Origin of the sequence: Rhizobium sophoriradicis (genome assembly GCF_003939025.1) — a bacterium.
Lineage (GTDB): Bacteria > Pseudomonadota > Alphaproteobacteria > Rhizobiales > Rhizobiaceae > Rhizobium > Rhizobium sophoriradicis.
In genome coordinates this window covers 235012-253585 of record NZ_RQIH01000001.1, presented here as the reverse complement: position 1 = coordinate 253585, position 18574 = coordinate 235012, and the positions used below count along the sequence as shown (strand labels likewise).

The window sequence follows — 18574 nt, the reverse complement described above, 5'->3', positions numbered from 1 at the left end:
CCGTTATTTCTACCGCCGAAACTTAGGCTTTGCCGGTGAGAGAGCCTGTCGATAAATAACTTGATTTGATTGATCATCTTTTATAACCCGACCTCGTATTTAACTGTTGGAAGGTTGTCATGAATTTCAGATCCGTGGCCAGCTGGCTGGCTGCCTCGTTTATTTCTATTTCCGCTGTTTTCTCCGCGTCCTCTGCCATCGCAGAGCAGAAAACGATCACCGATGTGATCGGCCGCCAGGTGAAGGTCGACCTTCCGGCCGAGCGCGTCGTCCTCGGCTTCTATTTCGAGGATTACATGGCCGTTGGCGGCGAGAAGGCCTATGATTCCGTCGTCGGGATTTCACGCGAGGCATGGGAGGGCTGGGTTCCCGCGAACTGGAAGATGCATCTTGCCCACCACCCCTCGCTTGGCGACATTGCCGATGTCGGCGAAGTAGAAGCCCAGACTTTTTCCATCGAAAAGGTGCTGAGCCTTAATCCCGACCTGGTCATCCTGGCCGACTGGCAGTACCAGGCGCTCGGCCAGGACGCCCATCGTCTCGAAGAGCAGGGAATTCCTGTCGTTGTCGTCGACTACAACGCCCAAACCGTCGAGCGCCATGTCGCCTCGACCGTGCTGTTCGGGCAGCTGACCGGCCAGGATACGCGCGGCAAGGAGATCGCCGATTGCTACGCCGGCGCGCTGAAGGACATCGCCGTCCGTGTGGCCGCATCGGGCAAGCCGAAGCCAAAGGTCTATGTCGAATTCGGCAATAAGGGGCCAGCGGAATATTCCTTCACCTACGGCAAGAACATGTGGGGCGCCATGTCCACGGCGGCCGGCGGCGACAATATCGCAGCGCCCTTCGTGGAGTGGTGGGGGCCGATCAATCCGGAGCAGGTGCTGGCGTCCAAGCCGGATGCCATCTTCATTTCCGGCCGCGAGAACAACAAGAGCGAGACCGCTCTCCCGATGGGACAGGGTGTGAAGGCCGACGAAGCCCGCGAAAAGCTCAAGGCTTTCGAAACCCGCCAGGGCTGGAGCGAACTGCCGGCCGTCAAGCACGGCCAGCTCTTCGGCGTTTATCAGGGCGCCTCCCGCACGCTCTCGGATTTTGCAATGGTGCAGTATATCGCCAAGCAGCTCTATCCCGAGCAGTTCAAAGACGTCGACCCGGTTGCCAACTACCTCGGCTATTACAAGAAGTATCTGCCGGTGGTTCCCGAAGGCACTTTCGCCATCGCCGTCAAGGGTTGATCCTGGTCGGTCCTTCTTTGCGAGCGCCATGTTCCATGGCGCTCGTTTTCCGTTGAAATGGGTGTTTGGATGACAGTGACCGCCCGCAATGCCGAAGCGATCGGCGCGCACCGCCTGCGCGAACGCAGGCGCTGGCGCAGTCTTCTGATTTTCGTGGCTCTGATGGTGGTTTGCCTCGTTCTCGATATCGCGACAGGCCCGTCGCTGCTGTCGCCAGTGGAAGTGGTGCGTTCGCTCACAGGTCTCGGCGAGCGCGCGGCCATGACTGACGCCATCGTTCGCGGCCTGCGCCTGCCCATGGCGCTGATGGCGCTTGCCGTCGGCGCAGCACTCGGGGCCGGAGGCGCGCAGATGCAGACGCTTCTCAACAATCCGATGGCAAGCCCCTATACCCTCGGCATGGCGGCTGCGGCGGGGTTCGGGGCGGCGCTGGTGCTGGCGCTCGGCGGTTTCGGCCTCGATGCGATGATCGCCGTGCCGCTCGGCGCTTTCGTCTTTTCCATGTTGGCGGCGCTCTTTCTCTTCACGCTGGCATCGATGCGCCGCATGACGGCGGAAACCATCATTCTCGGCGGCATCGCTCTGCTATTCTTGTTCCAGTCGCTGCTGTCGCTCATCCAATTTCTGTCCTCGCCGGAGCTGTCGCAGCAGATATTGTTCTGGCTGTTCGGCAGCCTGACGAAAGCGACCTGGCCGACGCTTGGCCTGACCGCGGCTGTCACCCTCGTCTGTTGCGCCATGCTGATGGCGGATTCCTGGAAAATCGCGGCCTTGCGCATGGGGGAGATGCGGGCCGCAAGCCTCGGCGTCAACGTGCGGCTCTTGCGCATGAAAGTCCTCGTCATCATCGCGGTGATGACGGCGACCGCCACGAGTTTCGTCGGCGTGATCGGCTTCATCGGCCTCGTTGCCCCGCACATCGCCCGCATGACGGTCGGCGAGGATCAGCGCTTCTTCCTGCCGATGTCCGTCGTCAGCGGCGCGCTGATGCTGTCGGCCGCCTCCGTCGTGTCGAAGTCGATCATCCCCGGCGCGCTGTTTCCCGTCGGCATCGTCACCGCCATTGTCGGCGTGCCGTTCCTGCTGTGGTTGATCTTCGCGCCGAAGAGGTCCGGCGTATGATCCGCCTCGAAAACATCGCCATCGAACGCGGCGGGCAGAGAATTGTCTCCGGTATCGACGCCTGCCTGGAAGCTGGAAAGATCCATGCCGTCATCGGTCCCAATGGCACGGGTAAGACCACGCTTCTGCGCGCCCTCTTCGGCGATCTGCCGCTTGCCGAAGGCAGGCTCACGCTCGGCGGGCACAGTCTTTCCGCCGGACGCACAGGCGCGCGGGCGCTGAAATCGTGGCGTGAGAGCTTTGCCTATATGCCGCAGGACACCGCCACGGATATTGCGCTCACCGTTCTCGAGGTCGTAGTTCTAGGCCGCCTTGGCCGGCTGTCGCTGCACATTGATGACGAAACGCTCGAAATGGCGATGACGCGGCTTTCACAGACCGGCATCGACCATCTCGCCGGCCGCAACATCGCGTCGCTGAGCGGCGGACAAAGGCAGATGGCGCTGTTTGCCCAGGTGCTGATGCGCGCGCCGAAAGTCATGCTGCTGGACGAGCCAGTCAGCGCGCTTGATTTGAAGCATCAGCTTGCCCTGCTCGACCTGGTGCGCCGGGAAACGCGCGCCAATGGCTGGATCACCATGGTGGTGCTGCACGATCTCAACCTGGCCTGCCAGTATGCCGACAATCTGCTGGTGATCGCTGAGGGAACGATGAAGGCAAGCGGTCACCCGCAATCGATCGTCACACCGTCACTGATCGCACAGACTTACAGCGTGAATGTCGAAGTTCTGCGCGATCGGCGCGGCCAGCCCGTCATTCAGCCGCTGGTCGCCGAAAACGCGTGAGAGTGATGCTGACGACCAACGCGGCAGTTCATTTTGCCGTTTTTTGAAGTTCGAGCAGAAGCTCGATCAACTTCGGCGCCATCACCCTGATTTCTGAAAGATGGACGGCGCTCAGCCTCATCAGAAGCTTATCCGCCTTCTCTGTCAGGAGGATCGTCTGGCGACGCCTGTCAGTAGGATCGGCATGGCGCTCGACCAGCCCTGCGTCCGACAGCCGTCCGACGAGTTCGGTCGCCGTGTGCGGCGCGATGATCAGCCGCTCGGCCAGCATCCCGATGGTCATGGCTTCGCCGCCGCGTTGTCCCTTGATCGCCAGCAGCGCCTGATGCTGCTGCACGGGCAGTCCTTCCGACTGGGCGGCTGAGGCGCTGAAGTCCATGAACTGGCGAAGCGCGAACCTGAGGTCGGCGAGCGCCTCGTAATCCTCCTGTCTCAGCGGCGGCGGGATTTTCTTCACAGTCATTCTCCTCTGCCGCTTGGTTCGCAGGAGGCGATCCATGCGTGCGCTATTGCCGATCTCGAATAGATGCACGGCCGCCAGCCGGTCAAGTGAGGCATCTTCCGACAGATTTTCGTCTTCTCGCTTTCGTCCATTGATTTATATCGTATCACGATATAATGACGCCACACGAGCAGACCCATTTCCGCATACCAGAGGCTTCCATGGCGCAGCAGCAACCAAGCAACCGCCCGCATGATTTCACCGGCGGTCTTTCCCGGCGCGAGGCCGGCGATTTCACCACCGACAGGCGGGTGCTCCTGCTGATCGGAATGTCCATCATTATCGGCACATCAGGTGCGTTTGCGGCCTGGTGTCTCGTCAGCCTGATCGCGCTGGTGACCAATGTCATCTGGTTCGGGCAGATCGGCATTCAGCCTAACTCTCTGGCATCAGTGCCGCGGTCGCTGTGGATGGTGCTGGTGCCGCCGCTCGGCGGGCTGGTCATCGGCCTGATCGCCCGCTACGGGTCGGAAAAAATCCGCGGCCACGGCATTCCCGAGGCGATCGAAGCCATCCTGATCGGCGGCAGCCGGATGTCGCCGAAGGTCGCAGTCCTCAAGCCGCTGTCATCGGCGATCTCGATCGGAACGGGCGGCCCGTTCGGCGCCGAGGGGCCGATCATCATGACCGGTGGGGCGATCGGCTCGCTCTTTGCTCAGTTCTTTCACATGAGCGCGGCCGAGCGCAAGACGCTGCTCGTCGCGGGTGCCGCCGCCGGCATGACGGCGATCTTCGGCTCGCCGATCGCCGCGGTCATGCTGGCGGTCGAACTGCTGCTGTTCGAATGGAAGCCGCGCAGCTTCATTCCCGTCGCTGTCGCCGCTTGTGTGTCGATCTGCTGGCGTCCCCTGCTTTTCGGCACCGGCCCGCTGTTCCCGATCCATTTTCAGGTTGATTTGCCGTGGTGGGGGATTTTCGCCTGTGCGGCGCTGGGCATCATATCGGGGCTGCAATCGGGATTGTTGACGACGCTGCTCTATAAGATCGAGGATCTGTTCGAGGCGCTGCCGATCCACTGGATGTGGTGGCCGATGCTCGGCGGTCTCGTCATCGGTCTCGGCGGCCTGATCGAGCCGCGGGCCATGGGCGTCGGTTACGACATTATCGATGGCCTGCTCAACAACCGGCTGCTCGCGCCGGCAGTCATGTCGATCCTCTTGGTGAAAACCGTCATCTGGCTGTTTGCCCTCTCGTCGGGAACCTCAGGCGGCGTGCTCGCCCCCCTTCTCATCTTCGGCGGCGCGCTCGGATGGCTGGTCGGGCTGATTATGCCTGGCAATGATCCCGGCTTCTTTGCACTGCTCGGCATGGCGGCGATGATGGGCGGAACAATGCGCGCGCCGCTGACGGGAACCTTCTTCGCGATGGAGATCACCGGCGACGTCAGCACGCTCGTTCCCCTGCTCGCCGCAACCGTGGTCGCCTATGCCGTCACGGTGCTGCTGCTGCGCCGCTCGATCCTCACCGAGAAGATCGCGCGCCGCGGGCAGCACATCACCCGCGAATACGGCGTCGATCCGTTCGAGCTTTCCCGGGCAAGGGAAATCATGATCAGCGAGGTCGATACGCTTCCCGTTACCATGACGGTCGGAGAAGCCTGCGATTTCTTCGCCTCGCAGCAGAAGACGCACCGGATCTATCCGCTGGTCGATGCTGCGGGCAAGCTCGCCGGCATCGTCTCGCGAGCCGATGCCCTGCTCTGGCAGGGCAAGCCCGACCTCGCGGCCCAGACGCTTGGCGAAACCGTAACGGATGATTCCGTTCCCGTCGGGCATCCTGACGATACGGTCGCATTCATTGCCGATCTGATGCTGTCGACGGATAACGGCCGTATTCCGATCGTCGATCCGGCATCGGGCAGACTGCGCGGCCTGATCGCCCGAAAAGATCTGCTGCGGCTGCGCAGTTCCTCGAGGTCCGCGGAACTGGACCGGCGGCCCTATCTGACCGCAGGAGCGAGAAGCAAACCGTAATAGCCGCGCCGCTTGCCAGGTTTGTAGCTTCGGCTTATATAGTCATCATGGTCATTCTGGTCATGGAGTTGCGCAATGGAGCCATCACGGCAAGGCGATGAAAGCTGGACCGTCGCCAGCGCAAAGGCAAAGCTTTCCGAGGTTATCGAACGCGCGCAATCCGCGCCGCAAACGATTACCCGGAACGGCAAGCCGAGCGTCGTCGTCGTCTCCGCCGAGGAGTGGCAGCGCAAGACTGCGCGCAAGGGTACGCTTGCCGAATTCCTGATGAGTTCGCCGCTGCGTGGCGCCGATCTGGATATCGAGCGTCAACGCGACGAACCGCGTGATCCCGAACTGTGAGGCTTCTGCTGGACACCAACGTGCTGTCGGAGGTGACGAAGCCGAACCCCGACATGCGCGTCTTGGCTTGGCTGGATAAGCTGGATGAGGATCGCTCCTTCATCAGCATCGTGTCGGTCGCGGAGATCCGGCGCGGTGTTGCCTTGATGGACAACGGACGGAAACGCGACGCGCTGGCCGAATGGCTTGCCCGGGACCTGCCGCTACGCTTCGAGCGCCGTATTATCCCGGTGGATGAGCGGGTTGCCTTAGCCTGGGGGGACCTTATGGGCCGCGCGAAGCGGAGCGGCCGCGGCCTGTCGTCGATGGATGGACTGATCGCTGCAACCGCGGTTGCTCACGATCTCACTCTCGCCACGCGCAACACCAGGGATTTCGAGGGGTTCGGGATCGAACTCATCGATCCCTGGATCGCATAGCCCCGCGAAGGCTGCGGCGCAGCCTTCAATGCAGCCCGAACAGGTTGAGCAACTCCTCGCGGTGCCGGACGAATTCCGGGGCGCTGCGGTCGCGCGGGCGCGGCAGATCGATGTCGATCAGGCGCGGCTCGCCTCCCTTTTCCCGCGGCAGGATCAGAATCCGGTCGGCGAGATAGATCGCCTCCTCGAGATCGTGCGTGACGAGAATGGTCGTCACATCCTCGTCGCGCCAGATGCGGGCGAGCTCCTGCTGCATGCCGATCTTGGTCATCGCATCGAGCGCGCCGAGCGGTTCGTCGATCAGCAGGATTTCCGGCTGGACGGCAAGCGCCCGGGCGATGCCGACGCGCTGCGCCATGCCGCCGGACAGTTGCCTTGGATAGGCCGCCTCGAATTGCTGCAGGCCGACGAGCTTGACGTAATGGCGCGCACGCGCCCTCGCCTGCTCGCGGGTGAGACCTCTCGTTTCCAGCCCGAAGGCGACGTTGCCGAGGACGTCGAGCCAGGGAAGAAGGCGCGGCTCCTGGAAGATGACGGCGCGTTCCGCGCCGACGCCGCGGATTGCCTTGCCGTCGACGATTACCTCACCGGTATCGGACTCTTCGAGACCGGCCAGTACCCGGAGCAAGGTCGTCTTGCCCGATCCGCTGGCGCCGACGATGGCGAGGCTTTCACCGGAGCGGATGTGGAGGTTGATATCTTTCAAAACCTGCAGATGGCTGCCGTTTAGCTTGTAGGATTTTGAGAGGTGACGGATCGTCACCTCTCCGCGGCGAATGTCCTGGGCGAGGCTCATTGCAGTTCCTCAGTTGCTTGCCGGCTTGGCGTCGGCGGTGAAGATGATGTCCTTGGCCGCCAGCTGGCCCTGCTTCAGCTTGCCTTCGCGAACCAGGACGTCGATCCAGAACTGGATGTCGCGCTCGACTGGCAGGCCGCCGGCGCGCACGCCGTAGCCCCGGAAATACTGCGCGATATCAGGGTTCTCGCCCCGCTCGCTGAGTGCCTTGGCCAGGATCTTCTTGGTCTCCTCGGGATGTTCGCTGGCATAATCGAGGGCACGGGCCGATTGCTCGACGAAGATCTTTGCAGCCTCGGGATGCTGCTGAATGAAATCACGGCGCAGGACCACGAAGCCGCCGGCGATGTCGCCGAGCACGTCGGTATCGTCGAAGACCGCGCGCAGGCCGCCGTTCTTCAGCGCCGCACCCTCGAAGGTCGTCTGCCAGTAGCCGAAAGCGGCGATATCGACCTGCTTGGAGCGCAGCACCTGCTCGAGCTGCGGCCCAGGAACGACGACCTGGTTGGCGGAATCACTCGGCAGGCCAACGGAATGCAGGGCTTCGCGGATGGTGTAATCGAGATGGGCGCCGAGCGTGTTGACGGCGATGCTCTTGCCGGCAATGTCCTTGATGCTTTTGATCGGGCTGTCTTCCAGCACGTAGAAGGTCGACTGCACTTCGTCATTGATGCCGTTCGATGGATAAGCGGCGACGAAATCATTGCCGCCGATGATCGAATTCAGCACGGCGGAGGTGGCGGCGCTGCCGATCTCCACGTCCCCGGATGCGAGAGCGATGAGAGAGGCCGGGCCGCCCTGGGCATAGCCGACATTCTCAAAGGTGATGCCGGTGTCTTTGAAATAGCCGAGCTCTTCGGCGAGTTCATGGGCGGCAAGGCCGCCTTGGCTCGCGAGGTAGCGCAGTTTCACCGTGTCGGTGGCGGCGGCCGGCGTGGCAAGACCGAGCGCGATCACGGCCGGCAGGAGAAGGTTGCGGGGATGGAAGGTCATGGAAAGTCCTTTCGGAAGAGGAAAATCGGAGGAAAAGATCAGGCGTTCGGCTGCGACCAGCGGCAGAGGCGGCGCTGCAGGAGAACGAGCAGGGCATTGGCGGCAAGCCCGAGGAAGGCGAGCAGCAGGATCGCCGCAAACATCAGCGGGATCTGGAAATTGTACTGGGCGTTCATGACCTGGAATCCGATGCCCTTGTTGGCGCCGATCATCTCGGCGGCGATCAGCAGCAGAAGTGCGGTCGTCGCCGAGAGACGCAGGCCGACGAAGATCGCAGGAACGGAGGCCGGCAGGATGACGCGGCGGAAGACGGTCAGCGATCCGGCGCCATAGGTCCGCGCCATCTCGATGAGCTTCTTGTCCACCTCCTTGACGCCGCCGATCGTGGCGAGCAGCACCGGGAACAGCGTCGCCCAGAAGATCACGAAGATCTTCGACGTTTCGCCGAGGCCAAGCAGCAGGATGAAGACCGGATAGAGCGCCAGCGCCGAGGTCTGGCGGAAGAGCTGCAGGATCGGATCGAGCGCCTGTTCGACCGCCCGAAACTGGCCCATGAACAGGCCGAGCGGAATGCCGACCACGACGGCGAAAGCAAAGGCGGTGCCGGATCGCTGCAGGCTGATGGCGATGTCATCGAGCAGTGCGCCATTGGCAAGGTTGGTCCAGAGCGCCGACAGGATCACGTTCAACGGCGGGAAGATGGCGGGATTGATCCAGCCCCTGGTGCTCGACACCTGCCAGAGCACGAGGAAGGCGATGAGCAGACCGTAGCGCGGCAGAAGCGATGCGAGCAGACCGCGCACATGCGACGCGAAAGTCGGCGTAATGCTTTCGCCGCTCTTCAGGCGGCCGAAGCTTCTTGGGAGAGCCTGATTGATTTCATAAGCCATGGACCGCTCCTCACTCTGCTGCCTGGAGAGCTGCACGGCCCGCAGCCCATCGATTGGCCGGGAAAGGCAGGCCGAGGTTTTCCCGCAGCGTCTTGCCTTCATAAGCTGTGCGGAACAGGCCGCGGCGCTGCAGTTCCGGGATGACCAGATCGACGAAGTCGTCGAGCGCGGTCGGCAGCCAGGGCGGCAGAATGTTAAAGCCGTCGGCCGCTTCGTTCTCGAACCATGTCTGCAGCGTGTCGGCGATCTGTTCGGCAGTGCCGACGATGGTGTAGTGACCGCGGGCCGATGCGATCCACTGATAGAGCTGGCGGATGGTGAAGTTGTTTTCGTCGGCGATCTGGCGGATGAGGGCTTGGCGGCTCTTCATGCCCTCGGTCGGCGGCGCCGGCGGCAGCGGTCCGTCGAGATCATAGCCGTGCAGGTCGAGCGTGCCGCCGGTTAGGCCGTTGAGGAGGCCGATCCCGTCCTCTTCGACGATGAGCGACGTCAGACGGTCGTATTTCTCCCGCGCCTCCGCTTCGGTTCTGCCGACGAAGGCGGAAACGCCGGGCATGACCAGGATGTGATCGGGGTTACGGCCGAGGCCGCGGGCGCGTGCCTTGATATCCCGGTAGAATTCCTGGGCGGTTTCGATGTGCTGATGGGCGGTGAAGATCACCTCGGCCGTAGCCGCGGCAAGACCGCGTCCGTCTTCGGACTGCCCGGCCTGCACGATCACGGGATGGCCCTGCGGCGAGCGCGATACGTTGAGCGGGCCGCGCACGCTGAAGTGCTCGCCGCGATGATCGGTGTCGTGCAGCTTCGCCGGGTCGTAGAACACGCCGGTCTCCTTGTCGCGGATGAAGGCGTCGTCCTCGAAGCTTTCCCAGAGTTTGCGGACGACGTCGACGTGCTCGGCGGCGCGGCGATAGCGCTCGGCATGCGGAAGCTGGGTGTCGCGGTTGAAGTTCTGCGCCGTGAGGTCGCCTGTCGTGGTGACGACGTTCCAGCCGGCGCGGCCGTCCGAGATCAGGTCGAGCGAAGCAAATTTCCGGGCAGTGGTATAAGGCTCCTCGTAGGTGGTCGACGACGTCGCGATGAAGCCGAGATGTGTGGTCAGGGGCGCGAGCGCCGAGAACAATGTTACAGGTTCAAAGCCGGCCACGCGGGCGTTGCCGCCCTCACGCGCGCCGCCGAAACCGACCGCCAGTCCGTCTGCCAGGAAATAGGCATCGAAGAGGCCGCGCTCGGCTGTCAAAGCGAGCTTTTTGTGAAATTCGAAACTGGTGGCGCCATCGGCCGGCTGGTCGGGGTGGCGCCAGGATGCTACATGCTGTCCGCCACCAGGAAGAAATGCCCCAAGCCTGATTTTCCGTGTCATTTCGCGTCCTCTCCGTTTGCCGCCAACGGCTCCGTCGTTTCGGGCCGAGGCCAGTTTGGCTTGTCAGGACGTTAGAGTACGTTCTCCATAGATTTTATAGAGAAACTTAATTTCCAAATTGCGGGAGAAGAGTGAATAGTTTTGCGGGATCGGTCTGAATCTGGAAATCGGAGATCGGCGCGCCCGCAAGATGGCGTCTTGCGCTCGGTCGCTGCGTGGCTATGTCAGGCGGGTGGGCGGCGTTTTAGCGGCTGTCGCTGAACGCCTGCGGACGCACCGGCTTGTCGACGAATGTCCGTGCCGGCAGATATGCCTTGATATGCAAGGCGTCAGCCCCGTCTTGGCCGGGCCGGGGCATGCTCCAGGCCGGCGGCGGCCCTCTTCAGGCAGTCGAGATAGCGGTCCCGGTTGGCGATGCCGTCGTCGCGGGGCGTGACGAGGCAGAGTGTAGCTGCGGCATGGCCTTCCTCGCCGCGCACCGGCACGGCAAAACAATGGGTGAAACTGTCAACGATGCTGTTGAAGGTAAAGAGACCTTCACGCTCGGCCTGGCGCACCTCGGCGATGAAGGTCTGAGGCTCGAGCCATTCGCCGCCCGGCAGCCGGAAATCCTGCGGCGGAATGAAATTCAGGATGTCCTGATCCGACAGATGCGCAACCAGCAGGCGGCCCGACGCCGTCCACGGGATCGGCACCGATTGGCCAACATCGGTCGAAATGCGGAACGGCCGCGCGCCTTCGCGCATGCGCACCACTGTGTATCTGTTGCCATCCAGCATGCAGAACTGCGCCGTCTCCCGTGTCTCGCCGGCAAGCCGTTCCAGCGTCGCCTCGCATTCGCGGGTGAAATCGAAATGGTTCTCATAGGCGGCGCCGAGGAAATAAAGCTTGCGGCCGAGATAGACGCGCCCCTCGCCGCCGGTGAATTCGAGAATGCCATTGCTCAGCAGCAGGTTGACGAGTTCGTACACCGATGAGCGCGGCGCACCGATCTGCGCGGCGATTTCATTCGGCTTCAAGGCCTGCCGCTTCTGGCGCAGGAAATCGAGGATCTCGAAGGCGCGGTCGAGCCCTCGGGCGCGCTTGCCGGCTGCTTCGTCCTGAACTGCATCCATCACTGTCAATCCGTTCTTCTTGGGCCCCGTGCTTGTCGGGCTCTGTTCTTGTCCGGCCAAGCTTTTCAAGCCGTCTGCCGCGACTGTCAATCGATCGCGTCATGCTTCGCAAATGAATCTTCGCACCCCCTCTTGCGGGGTAAAAAAATCGGCATAAGATCAACTCGTCCGGTATAAAGATCATATGTACAATATAGCGGACAGATATAAATGGCAAGCCGCCAGCGCTGCCGCAAAAAGGGGATCGACATGAAGAATTTTGAAGAAAGCATTTCCGTTTCACTGCGCCGCCGCCTTCTCGCGGGCGCTGCTGCTGCCGCGGCCCTCCTCGTCTTTTCCACGGGAACGGCCTCGGCCGCCGCCAATTGCATCAAGGGCGACAGGAAAGCGCCTTATACGATCGGCTGGGCGAACATCTATTCGGTGCCGACCTGGATGAAGCAGACCGAAGGCACCATCACCGCCGAGGTGGAGGAGCTGAAAAAGGCGGGTCTCGTGAAGGACCTGATGATCACGGACGCGCAGGGCAACGCCCAGACGCAGATCCAGCATATTCAGTCGATGATCGACGCCAATGTCGACGCCATCGTCGTCATCGCCGGATCCTCCAACGCGCTCGACCGCGTCATTTCTGATGCCTGCGACAAGGGCATTGCCGTCGTCAATTTCGACAGCCTTGTTAATACCGACAAGGTGACGGCGAAGATCAACACCGATTCCAACGAATGGGGCGCGACCGCCGCCAAGTGGATGGTCGACCAGCTCGGCGGCAAGGGCAAGATCATCATCATGAACGGCCCGGCCGGCATTTCGGTCAGCGACGACCGTCGCAAGGGTGCCCAGCCGGTGCTCGACGCCAATCCGGGTCTGCAGGTGATCACCGAGACCAACACCGAATATAACGTCGCGCCGGCACAGGAAGCGATGACCAGTCTGCTGTTTGCCAATCCTGAGATCGACGGCGTGCTGTCGCTCGGCGGCGCGCTGTCGGCCGGTTCCGTCCTCGCCTTCGAGCGCCAGGGCCGCGACCAGGTGCCGACAACGGGCGAAAATGCCCGGCAGTTCCTGGAACTGTGGAAGGAGAAGGGCCTGAAGGGCTGGGCGACGATGCAGCCGAACTGGCTCGGTGCACTTTCCGTCTATACCGCCGTGCAGGCGCTGCAAGGCAAGGACGTGCCCTCCTTCGTCAAGGTGCCGCTGCCCGTCATCGACGACAGCACCATCGGCAGCTACCTCGCCCGGGCCGACAAGTTCCCGGCTGACGGCTATATCTACTCGGATTATGACAAGGCGCTCTTCGACAAGCTGCTTGCCACCAAATAATCCGGATTGAGGGATGCCGTCATGACGGAAGAAAGACCCCTGCTGGAAGCCCGGCAGGTGTTCAAGGGATTTTTCGGCAATCCGGTCCTGAAGGGCGTTGATATCGCTCTTCTGCCGGGCAGGGTTCACGCCCTGCTCGGCGAGAATGGCGCCGGGAAGTCGACGCTGATCAATCTCCTGTCCGGCGCCCTCTCGCCTGACAGTGGGTCCATTCTTGTCGACGGCAAGCCTGTCGGGCGTTTCAGCCCGGCGGCGGCGCGCGCGGCAGGCATCGCCGTGGTTCAGCAGGAGCTGAGCCTGACGGCCAGCCTGTCGATTGCCGAAAACATCGGGACCGGCGCCTTTCCGCGCCGGTTCGGTCTCATCGACTATCGAGCGCTGCATCGCGGCGTACGAGAGGTCTGCGACATGGTCGGGCTCGCCGAACCGCTCGACATGCCGGTCGCCGATCTCTCGCTTGGTCGTCGTCAGATGGTGGAGATCGCCAAGGCGCTGTTTCGCAAGCCGCGCGTGCTCATCCTGGACGAGCCGACCTCATCGCTCTCCGCCCATGAAGCCGGCATCCTTGCCCGCCTCATCGAAACGCTCAAGGGTCGCGGTACCGCACTCCTCTATATTTCCCACCGCCTCAACGAGGTGCAGGCGCTCTGCTCGCATGTCACGGTGCTGAAGGACGGCGGCGTCACGGCCGACCAGTCGCTCTCCGGCATAGATGGCGAGGGGCTGGTTCGGCTGATGGTCGGCCGCGAGACCGGCGACCTGTTTCCGCCGCGCCCAGTCGCCAAGCCCGGCGTGATGCGCATCAGTGTCGAGGATTTTTCTGCCGGCATGGTCCGCCATATCGGCTTCTTCGGCCGCGCTGGCGAGATCGTCGGCATCGGCGGGCTGGTGGGACAGGGGCAGGAAGACCTGCTGCTCGGCCTCTATGGCGCGATTCCCGCGTCTGCCGCCCGGGCGGAAGTATCAGGCAAACCGGGCCTGCCCGCAAATGTCGGTGCGGCGAATGCGGCGGGCATCGTCTATGTGCCGGCCGACCGCAAACATGAGGGACTGGTGCTGCCCCACTCCATCGCCGCCAATCTCATCCTACCCTCGCTCGGACGGCTCGCCCGCAAGGGACTGCGCGACCGGCCGGCGGAAAGCGGCCTGGTCGCCGACCTCGCCCGCCGGCTAACCATCAAGGGCGATACGGCCCGCCCGGTGCAGGCGCTTTCCGGCGGCAACCAGCAGAAGGTGGCGCTTGCCAAGTGGCTGCCGCTCGATCCCTCCATTCTGCTTCTCAACGATCCGACCCGCGGTGTCGACATCGAGACCAAGCGGGAAATCTACCTGATGCTGCGCGCCTTCGCCGCCGAGGGGCGGCTCGTCATTCTCGTCAGTGCGGATACGCCGGAACTCGTCCATCTCTGCGACCGCGTCGTGGTTCTGCGCGAGGGCCGCGTCGCGGCAACACTATCGCAGGATGCGATCAGCGAAGGCGCGATCGTCGGGGCGGCCATGGGTATTGCGGCTACGCCGCGGGGAGAGGCGGCATGAGCACGATTTCGTCATCCCGGCTCTACGGTTCGATCCAGCTCCGCCGCAACCGCGGCCTTGCCGGCCTCTATCTGGTCGTCGCCGGCTTTCTCATCCTCTACGCGGTGCTCTTTCCCGGCATCCTGACCATCGGCGGATTTTCCAAGTTCACGCAAAACTGGTTCCCGCTCGCCCTCGTCACCATGGCACAGGCGCTGCTCATGCTGAACGGCGGCATCACGCTGGCGATCGGCCCGCTCGTCAGCCTCGGCGCGGTGATCGCGGCGACGACGATGCAAGGGGTGCTCGGCGTACCGGGCGGCATTGTCGCGGTCGCGCTCGCCGGCCTTTCGATCGGCGCCGTCATCGGCGCCATCGTCACGTATCTGAGGCTGCCGGCGATCATCGTCACGCTGGCCGGCTCCTTCATCATCAGCGGCGTCGCGCTCATCCTGCTGCCGCGGCCGGGCGGCTTCATTCCCGACTGGCTGTCGACGGTGCTTGCCGGCCACACGCCCGTCGCCTTCCTGCTGCTCATCGTGATCCTGGCGCTCTGGAAAGCCTTTCTTGCAACGCCGCTCGGCCTCGGAATCTATGCCGCCGGCGACAACCCGGTCGGCGCATTTCGCTCCGGCGTGCCGGTCGAACGGGTGAAGGTCGCAGCCTTCGCACTCTCCGGTCTGCTTGCGGCGCTGACCGGCCTCTTTGTCGCCGCACAGACCGGCTCGGGCGATCCTGTCATCGGCACACCCTTCACGCTGAACTCGATCGCCGCCGCCGTGCTCGGCGGCGTCGGCTTCCTCGGCGGCAAGGGCACGATGCGCGGCGCGATCTGCGGCAGCCTGCTGCTCTCGGTGATGATCAACGTGATGTTCTTCATGGGCTTTCCGCCGGTCGCCCAATATGTCGCGCAAGGCTTGATCATCGTCGGCGCGGTCGCCGTGCCGGAACTTCTTAACGGTTGGAGGGCAAGGCGATGAACATCGTCAGATCCGCGTTTCGCAATCCGCCGCTGCTGACCTTCCTTCTGGTCGCGCTCGTCTGGATCGTTGCAAGCTTCACATTGCGCGGTTTCGGCGCCTATGGCCATCTGCGCTACCTGCTTGAACTCGCTGCGGTGATCGGCATCGTCGCGGCCGGTCAGACGCTCGTCATCCTGATGGGCGGCATCGACCTTTCGGTCGGCGCTGTTATCACCGTCACAGCTATCCTGTTGCCCCTGATCTCTCCGGCCTGGGATCCGACCGGCCTTGCCGGTATCGCCGTAGCCCTTGCCATCGCCACGGTAATCGGCCTGATGAATGGAGCGGGTGCTGCCTATCTTCGCGTGCCGCCGATCATCATGACGCTTGCCATGGCGACCTTCCTGCAGGGCCTGCTCGTCATCGTCGCCGGCGGCAGCGCCGTCACCGTCAGCAATCCGGCCGTCATTCTGCTCGGCCAGGCGCGGCCGTTCGGCATTCCCTCGGGCATTCTGCTGTGGCTCGCCGTCGCGATCGTCGTCCTGCTGCTCGTCCACCGCATGCCGATCGGCGCCCGGTTCCTGGCGCTCGGGGCAAACCCGCTCGCCGCCCGGCTTTCCGGCGTCAGCATCACCCGCAACACGCTGATCGTCCATACCCTGTCCGGCTTCTTCGCCGGGCTTGCGGGCATTCTGGTGCTCGGCATGAACCGGCAAGGTTATGTCGGCATCGGCGACCCCTATCTGCTGACCTCGATTGCCGCCGTCGTGCTCGGCGGCACCTCCATCCTCGGCGGCCGCGGCACCTATGCCGGCACCATTCCGGGGGCGATCCTGCTCGTCACCACAACGGCGCTGATCACCGTCGTCAACGCCTCGCCCGGCTGGCGCTCGATCATGTTCGGCACGCTGATCCTCGCCCTGCTGCTGGTGTCCGGCCGCGAGGCGCGCCGATGACGAAGCGCTATGACGGGCCGGTGATCGACCCGCACCACCACCTCTGGGACCTCAGCCTGCAGCGCCACCCCTGGCTTGAGAAGGCGCGGGCTTCCGGCGAGGAGATGGTGGTCGGAAACCTCGGACCGATCCTGCGTGATTACGGCATCGACGATTATCGCGCCGATGCCGCGCAACAGAACGTCGTTGCGACGGTGCATGTGGAGGCCGGCTGGTCGGCTGCCTACCCGCTGGAAGAGAGCCGCTGGCTGGAGGGTCTCGACCGCAGCTCCGGCGTGGCGCACCGTTATATCGCCGGCGTTCCTCTCGACGGCCCGGATGCCCCGCGCCTGCTCGAAGCGGAAGCGGAAAACCCAAACGTCGTCGGCATCCGCGATATTCTGAGCTGGCATCCCGATGCGGCGAAGCGTTTTGCGCCGCGTCCGGATCGAATGGGCGATCCCGCCTGGCGCGCGGGACTGGCCGCGGCCACCCGGCTCGGGCTGGTCTTCGACCTGATGCTTTATCCCTGGCAGATGGCTGAGGCGCTCGACCTGGTGCGGGCCTTTCCGCAAACGCTTTTCGTCCTCAACCACGGCGGCAGCCCCATCGACCGGACGGAGGACGGCATGGCGCTCTGGCGCCGCGGCCTGCGGGCGCTCGGCGGCGAGCCGAATTTGCGCCTGAAGATCTCCGACCTCGTCGCCTATGACCATGCGTGGACGCTTGAAAGCCTGCGGCCGGTGATTGCACATTGCCTCGATTGTTTCGGCCCTGAACGTGCGATGTTTGCGAGCGATTTTCCGGTCGCCGGCCTGCATGCTTCTTTCGACGAGGTCTATCAGGTGTTCCGCACGGTCGCCGCCGAGCTCTCCCTCGACGAGCAGCGCGCTTTGTTCTTTGCCACCGCCAACGACACCTATCGCTTTGGTTTGGCCGATCCGGCCGAGATCGGGAGAGGCTCCCATGTCTGACCTTCATGCCGCGAACGAAAACATCCTGATCGACGAGCGGACGCGCGGCTTTCCCCCGGGCCATCCGCCTCTTTCGCCTGTTGCGATCGGACAGCAGGGGTGGAAGCCATATGACGGCAGGATGGCGCTGCCGCTGCTCTCGCTCGACCGGCGGGCCTTCGCCGGGAATGTCGAGCTGATGATGGCCTATGTGAAGAGCAATAGCGCCGACATTGCTCCGCATGCCAAAACGCCGATGTCGACAGCGCTGGCGGACATGCTTCTTTCGGCCGGCGCGTGGGGTACGACCGTCGCCGACATTCGCCAGGCCGCCGTGCTGCTTAGGGCGGGGCAGCGCCGCCTGATCCTTGCCAATGAGATCGGCGGGGCCGCCGCCGCCCGCCGGCTGGCGGCGCTGCTTTCGGACTATTCCGATGCGGAAGTTCACGTCTTCGTCGATTCGACAGCGCTGGTCGAGGCGCTTGCCTCCGCCTGGCTGGAACGCGGAGATCTGCCACCGCTCGGCCTGATGGTGGAATTCGGCGCCGGCCGCGCCGGCCTTCGCAGCGCTGATGCTGGCGCGGCGATTCTCGATGCGATCCTTGCCGTGGAGACGCCGGCCTTCCGGCTGAGCGGCATCGCCGCCTATGAGGGCGCGGCGGCGACCGCCGATCCGGAAGAGACGATGCTTCGCATCGACGCGCTGATGGCGATGACATCAGATTTCCTGCCGAAGATCCGCGCTGGCATCGGAAGAGAGCGGCCGCTTCTCGTTACAGCAGGCGGTTCGGCGTTTTTCGATATCGTGGTTGCGCGGCTTTCAGCGGTTGTCGCAGCCGATCCCGCCTGCCGACTGGTGCTGCGCAGCGGCGCAATCTTCTTTCACGATCATGGCGTCTATGAACGTGGCCTTGCCGGTCTCGATGCGCGCGGCGGCTTTCGCATCGGCGGCGAAATCGTTTCCGCGGCGGCAGGTTTCCGTCCGGCGCTCAGGATCTGGGCCGAGGTCCTGTCGCGGCCGGAGCCAGGGCTTGCGATCTCAGGTATGGGCATGCGCGATGTGGCGATGGACCAGGGCCTGCCGCGGCCCTTGGCGCTTTATCGCAATGGCACGTGCTTCGCCGACCTCGAAGGCGCCAGGGTTTTCCGCCTCAATGATCAGCACGCCTTCATGGCGCTTGCCGATGACAGCGACGTCGCCGTGGGCGACGTCATCGAGTTCGGCATCTCGCATCCCTGCACGTGCCTTGACCGGCATGCGATCCTTTATGGCCTCGATCCGGATCACTCGGTGACGGCAGCCTATCTGACCAGCTTCGGCTGAATTCTCCCTCGTTAAACCAAGAAA

General features: G+C 63.5%; 18 protein-coding genes. 12 read left to right on the top strand and 6 right to left on the bottom strand.

Annotation, left to right across the window (positions count from 1 at the left end; genetic code table 11):
* The first annotated feature begins 119 nt into the window (after positions 1-119).
* The 3 genes from EFR00_RS01285 to EFR00_RS01275 all read left to right on the top strand — a co-directional run bounded on the left by EFR00_RS01285 (position 120) and on the right by EFR00_RS01275 (position 3145).
* Entirely contained in the window at positions 120-1238 is a 1119-nt protein-coding gene (locus EFR00_RS01285) for an ABC transporter substrate-binding protein (RefSeq protein WP_077994285.1), read from the top strand.
* 69 nt (positions 1239-1307) lie between these two features.
* A complete protein-coding gene (locus EFR00_RS01280; protein ID WP_077994287.1) occupies positions 1308-2360 on the top strand; it encodes a FecCD family ABC transporter permease in 1053 nt (350 codons plus the stop codon).
* On the top strand, positions 2357-3145 hold the full coding sequence (locus tag EFR00_RS01275; protein ID WP_077994290.1) for an ABC transporter ATP-binding protein: 789 nt from the start codon (positions 2357-2359) through the stop codon (positions 3143-3145). Before EFR00_RS01280 ends, EFR00_RS01275 begins: the two co-directional genes overlap by 4 nt.
* 28 nt (positions 3146-3173) lie before the next feature.
* Here the strand turns inward: EFR00_RS01275 and EFR00_RS01270 are convergent, their stop codons facing one another.
* Positions 3174-3602, bottom strand: coding sequence for a MarR family winged helix-turn-helix transcriptional regulator (locus EFR00_RS01270; protein WP_040113053.1), 429 nt, complete (start codon positions 3600-3602; stop codon positions 3174-3176).
* A 206-nt stretch (positions 3603-3808) separates the two neighbouring features.
* Here EFR00_RS01270 and EFR00_RS01265 point away from each other — a divergent pair, with 206 nt between their 5' ends.
* From EFR00_RS01265 to EFR00_RS01255, 3 genes are all read left to right on the top strand, one after another.
* The gene (locus tag EFR00_RS01265; RefSeq protein ID WP_077994304.1) at positions 3809-5620 is read left to right on the top strand and encodes a chloride channel protein; all 1812 of its coding nucleotides are present in this window, start codon (positions 3809-3811) and stop codon (positions 5618-5620) included.
* Positions 5621-5695: 75 nt separating this feature from the next.
* Positions 5696-5962, top strand: coding sequence for a type II toxin-antitoxin system Phd/YefM family antitoxin (locus tag EFR00_RS01260; RefSeq protein WP_077994308.1), 267 nt, complete (start codon positions 5696-5698; stop codon positions 5960-5962).
* The gene (locus EFR00_RS01255) at positions 5959-6381 is read left to right on the top strand and encodes a type II toxin-antitoxin system VapC family toxin (RefSeq protein WP_077994312.1); all 423 of its coding nucleotides are present in this window, start codon (positions 5959-5961) and stop codon (positions 6379-6381) included. The genes EFR00_RS01260 and EFR00_RS01255 overlap by 4 nt, the downstream gene beginning before the upstream one ends.
* A gap of 25 nt (positions 6382-6406) precedes the next feature.
* On the opposite strand, the gene EFR00_RS01250 is transcribed toward EFR00_RS01255, so the two are convergent.
* The 5 genes from EFR00_RS01250 to EFR00_RS01230 all read right to left on the bottom strand — a co-directional run bounded on the left by EFR00_RS01250 (position 6407) and on the right by EFR00_RS01230 (position 11538).
* On the bottom strand, positions 6407-7177 hold the full coding sequence (locus EFR00_RS01250; protein ID WP_077994313.1) for an ABC transporter ATP-binding protein: 771 nt from the start codon (positions 7175-7177) through the stop codon (positions 6407-6409).
* Positions 7178-7186: 9 nt separating this feature from the next.
* Positions 7187-8170, bottom strand: coding sequence for an ABC transporter substrate-binding protein (locus EFR00_RS01245; protein WP_077994314.1), 984 nt, complete (start codon positions 8168-8170; stop codon positions 7187-7189).
* Positions 8171-8208: 38 nt separating this feature from the next.
* The gene (locus tag EFR00_RS01240; protein ID WP_077994315.1) at positions 8209-9060 is read right to left on the bottom strand and encodes an ABC transporter permease; all 852 of its coding nucleotides are present in this window, start codon (positions 9058-9060) and stop codon (positions 8209-8211) included.
* 10 nt (positions 9061-9070) lie between these two features.
* Positions 9071-10423 carry an LLM class flavin-dependent oxidoreductase gene (locus tag EFR00_RS01235; RefSeq protein WP_040113060.1) on the bottom strand — a complete coding sequence of 451 codons (1353 nt, stop codon included), beginning with the start codon at positions 10421-10423 and terminating at the stop codon, positions 9071-9073.
* Between the two features lie 329 nt (positions 10424-10752).
* The gene (locus EFR00_RS01230; protein ID WP_077994316.1) at positions 10753-11538 is read right to left on the bottom strand and encodes an IclR family transcriptional regulator; all 786 of its coding nucleotides are present in this window, start codon (positions 11536-11538) and stop codon (positions 10753-10755) included.
* Between the two features lie 249 nt (positions 11539-11787).
* Between EFR00_RS01230 and EFR00_RS01225 the strand changes: the two genes are divergently transcribed.
* Genes EFR00_RS01225 through EFR00_RS01200 form a run of 6 tightly spaced genes read left to right on the top strand, consistent with a single transcriptional unit; the run spans position 11788 to position 18550 of the window.
* Positions 11788-12861 carry an ABC transporter substrate-binding protein gene (locus tag EFR00_RS01225; RefSeq protein ID WP_077994660.1) on the top strand — a complete coding sequence of 358 codons (1074 nt, stop codon included), beginning with the start codon at positions 11788-11790 and terminating at the stop codon, positions 12859-12861.
* A gap of 21 nt (positions 12862-12882) precedes the next feature.
* Positions 12883-14397 (top strand): sugar ABC transporter ATP-binding protein, encoded by a 1515-nt coding sequence (locus EFR00_RS01220; RefSeq protein WP_077994318.1) that lies wholly within the window; start codon positions 12883-12885, stop codon positions 14395-14397.
* The gene (locus EFR00_RS01215; protein WP_077994319.1) at positions 14394-15356 is read left to right on the top strand and encodes an ABC transporter permease; all 963 of its coding nucleotides are present in this window, start codon (positions 14394-14396) and stop codon (positions 15354-15356) included. The genes EFR00_RS01220 and EFR00_RS01215 overlap by 4 nt, the downstream gene beginning before the upstream one ends.
* The gene (locus tag EFR00_RS01210) at positions 15353-16294 is read left to right on the top strand and encodes an ABC transporter permease (RefSeq protein WP_040143135.1); all 942 of its coding nucleotides are present in this window, start codon (positions 15353-15355) and stop codon (positions 16292-16294) included. The genes EFR00_RS01215 and EFR00_RS01210 overlap by 4 nt, the downstream gene beginning before the upstream one ends.
* The gene (locus EFR00_RS01205) at positions 16291-17247 is read left to right on the top strand and encodes an amidohydrolase family protein (protein ID WP_077994321.1); all 957 of its coding nucleotides are present in this window, start codon (positions 16291-16293) and stop codon (positions 17245-17247) included. The genes EFR00_RS01210 and EFR00_RS01205 overlap by 4 nt, the downstream gene beginning before the upstream one ends.
* Entirely contained in the window at positions 17240-18550 is a 1311-nt protein-coding gene (locus EFR00_RS01200) for an alanine racemase (protein ID WP_077994323.1), read from the top strand. The genes EFR00_RS01205 and EFR00_RS01200 overlap by 8 nt, the downstream gene beginning before the upstream one ends.
* Positions 18551-18574 lie beyond the last annotated feature (24 nt).

What these genes read in the sequence shown, in the direction of transcription:
- EFR00_RS01285 (WP_077994285.1), top strand. Translation starts at nt 120, where the DNA reads ATGAATTTCAGATCCGTGGCCAGCTGGCTGGCTGCCTCGTTTATTTCT.
- EFR00_RS01280 (WP_077994287.1), top strand. Translation starts at nt 1,308, where the DNA reads ATGACAGTGACCGCCCGCAATGCCGAAGCGATCGGCGCGCACCGCCTG.
- EFR00_RS01275 (WP_077994290.1), top strand. Translation starts at nt 2,357, where the DNA reads ATGATCCGCCTCGAAAACATCGCCATCGAACGCGGCGGGCAGAGAATT.
- EFR00_RS01265 (WP_077994304.1), top strand. Translation starts at nt 3,809, where the DNA reads ATGGCGCAGCAGCAACCAAGCAACCGCCCGCATGATTTCACCGGCGGT.
- EFR00_RS01260 (WP_077994308.1), top strand. Translation starts at nt 5,696, where the DNA reads ATGGAGCCATCACGGCAAGGCGATGAAAGCTGGACCGTCGCCAGCGCA.
- EFR00_RS01250 (WP_077994313.1), bottom strand. Translation starts at nt 7,177, where the DNA reads ATGAGCCTCGCCCAGGACATTCGCCGCGGAGAGGTGACGATCCGTCAC.
- EFR00_RS01245 (WP_077994314.1), bottom strand. Translation starts at nt 8,170, where the DNA reads ATGACCTTCCATCCCCGCAACCTTCTCCTGCCGGCCGTGATCGCGCTC.
- EFR00_RS01240 (WP_077994315.1), bottom strand. Translation starts at nt 9,060, where the DNA reads ATGGCTTATGAAATCAATCAGGCTCTCCCAAGAAGCTTCGGCCGCCTG.
- EFR00_RS01235 (WP_040113060.1), bottom strand. Translation starts at nt 10,423, where the DNA reads ATGACACGGAAAATCAGGCTTGGGGCATTTCTTCCTGGTGGCGGACAG.
- EFR00_RS01230 (WP_077994316.1), bottom strand. Translation starts at nt 11,538, where the DNA reads ATGGATGCAGTTCAGGACGAAGCAGCCGGCAAGCGCGCCCGAGGGCTC.
- EFR00_RS01225 (WP_077994660.1), top strand. Translation starts at nt 11,788, where the DNA reads ATGAAGAATTTTGAAGAAAGCATTTCCGTTTCACTGCGCCGCCGCCTT.
- EFR00_RS01220 (WP_077994318.1), top strand. Translation starts at nt 12,883, where the DNA reads ATGACGGAAGAAAGACCCCTGCTGGAAGCCCGGCAGGTGTTCAAGGGA.
- EFR00_RS01215 (WP_077994319.1), top strand. Translation starts at nt 14,394, where the DNA reads ATGAGCACGATTTCGTCATCCCGGCTCTACGGTTCGATCCAGCTCCGC.
- EFR00_RS01210 (WP_040143135.1), top strand. Translation starts at nt 15,353, where the DNA reads ATGAACATCGTCAGATCCGCGTTTCGCAATCCGCCGCTGCTGACCTTC.
- EFR00_RS01205 (WP_077994321.1), top strand. Translation starts at nt 16,291, where the DNA reads ATGACGAAGCGCTATGACGGGCCGGTGATCGACCCGCACCACCACCTC.
- EFR00_RS01200 (WP_077994323.1), top strand. Translation starts at nt 17,240, where the DNA reads ATGTCTGACCTTCATGCCGCGAACGAAAACATCCTGATCGACGAGCGG.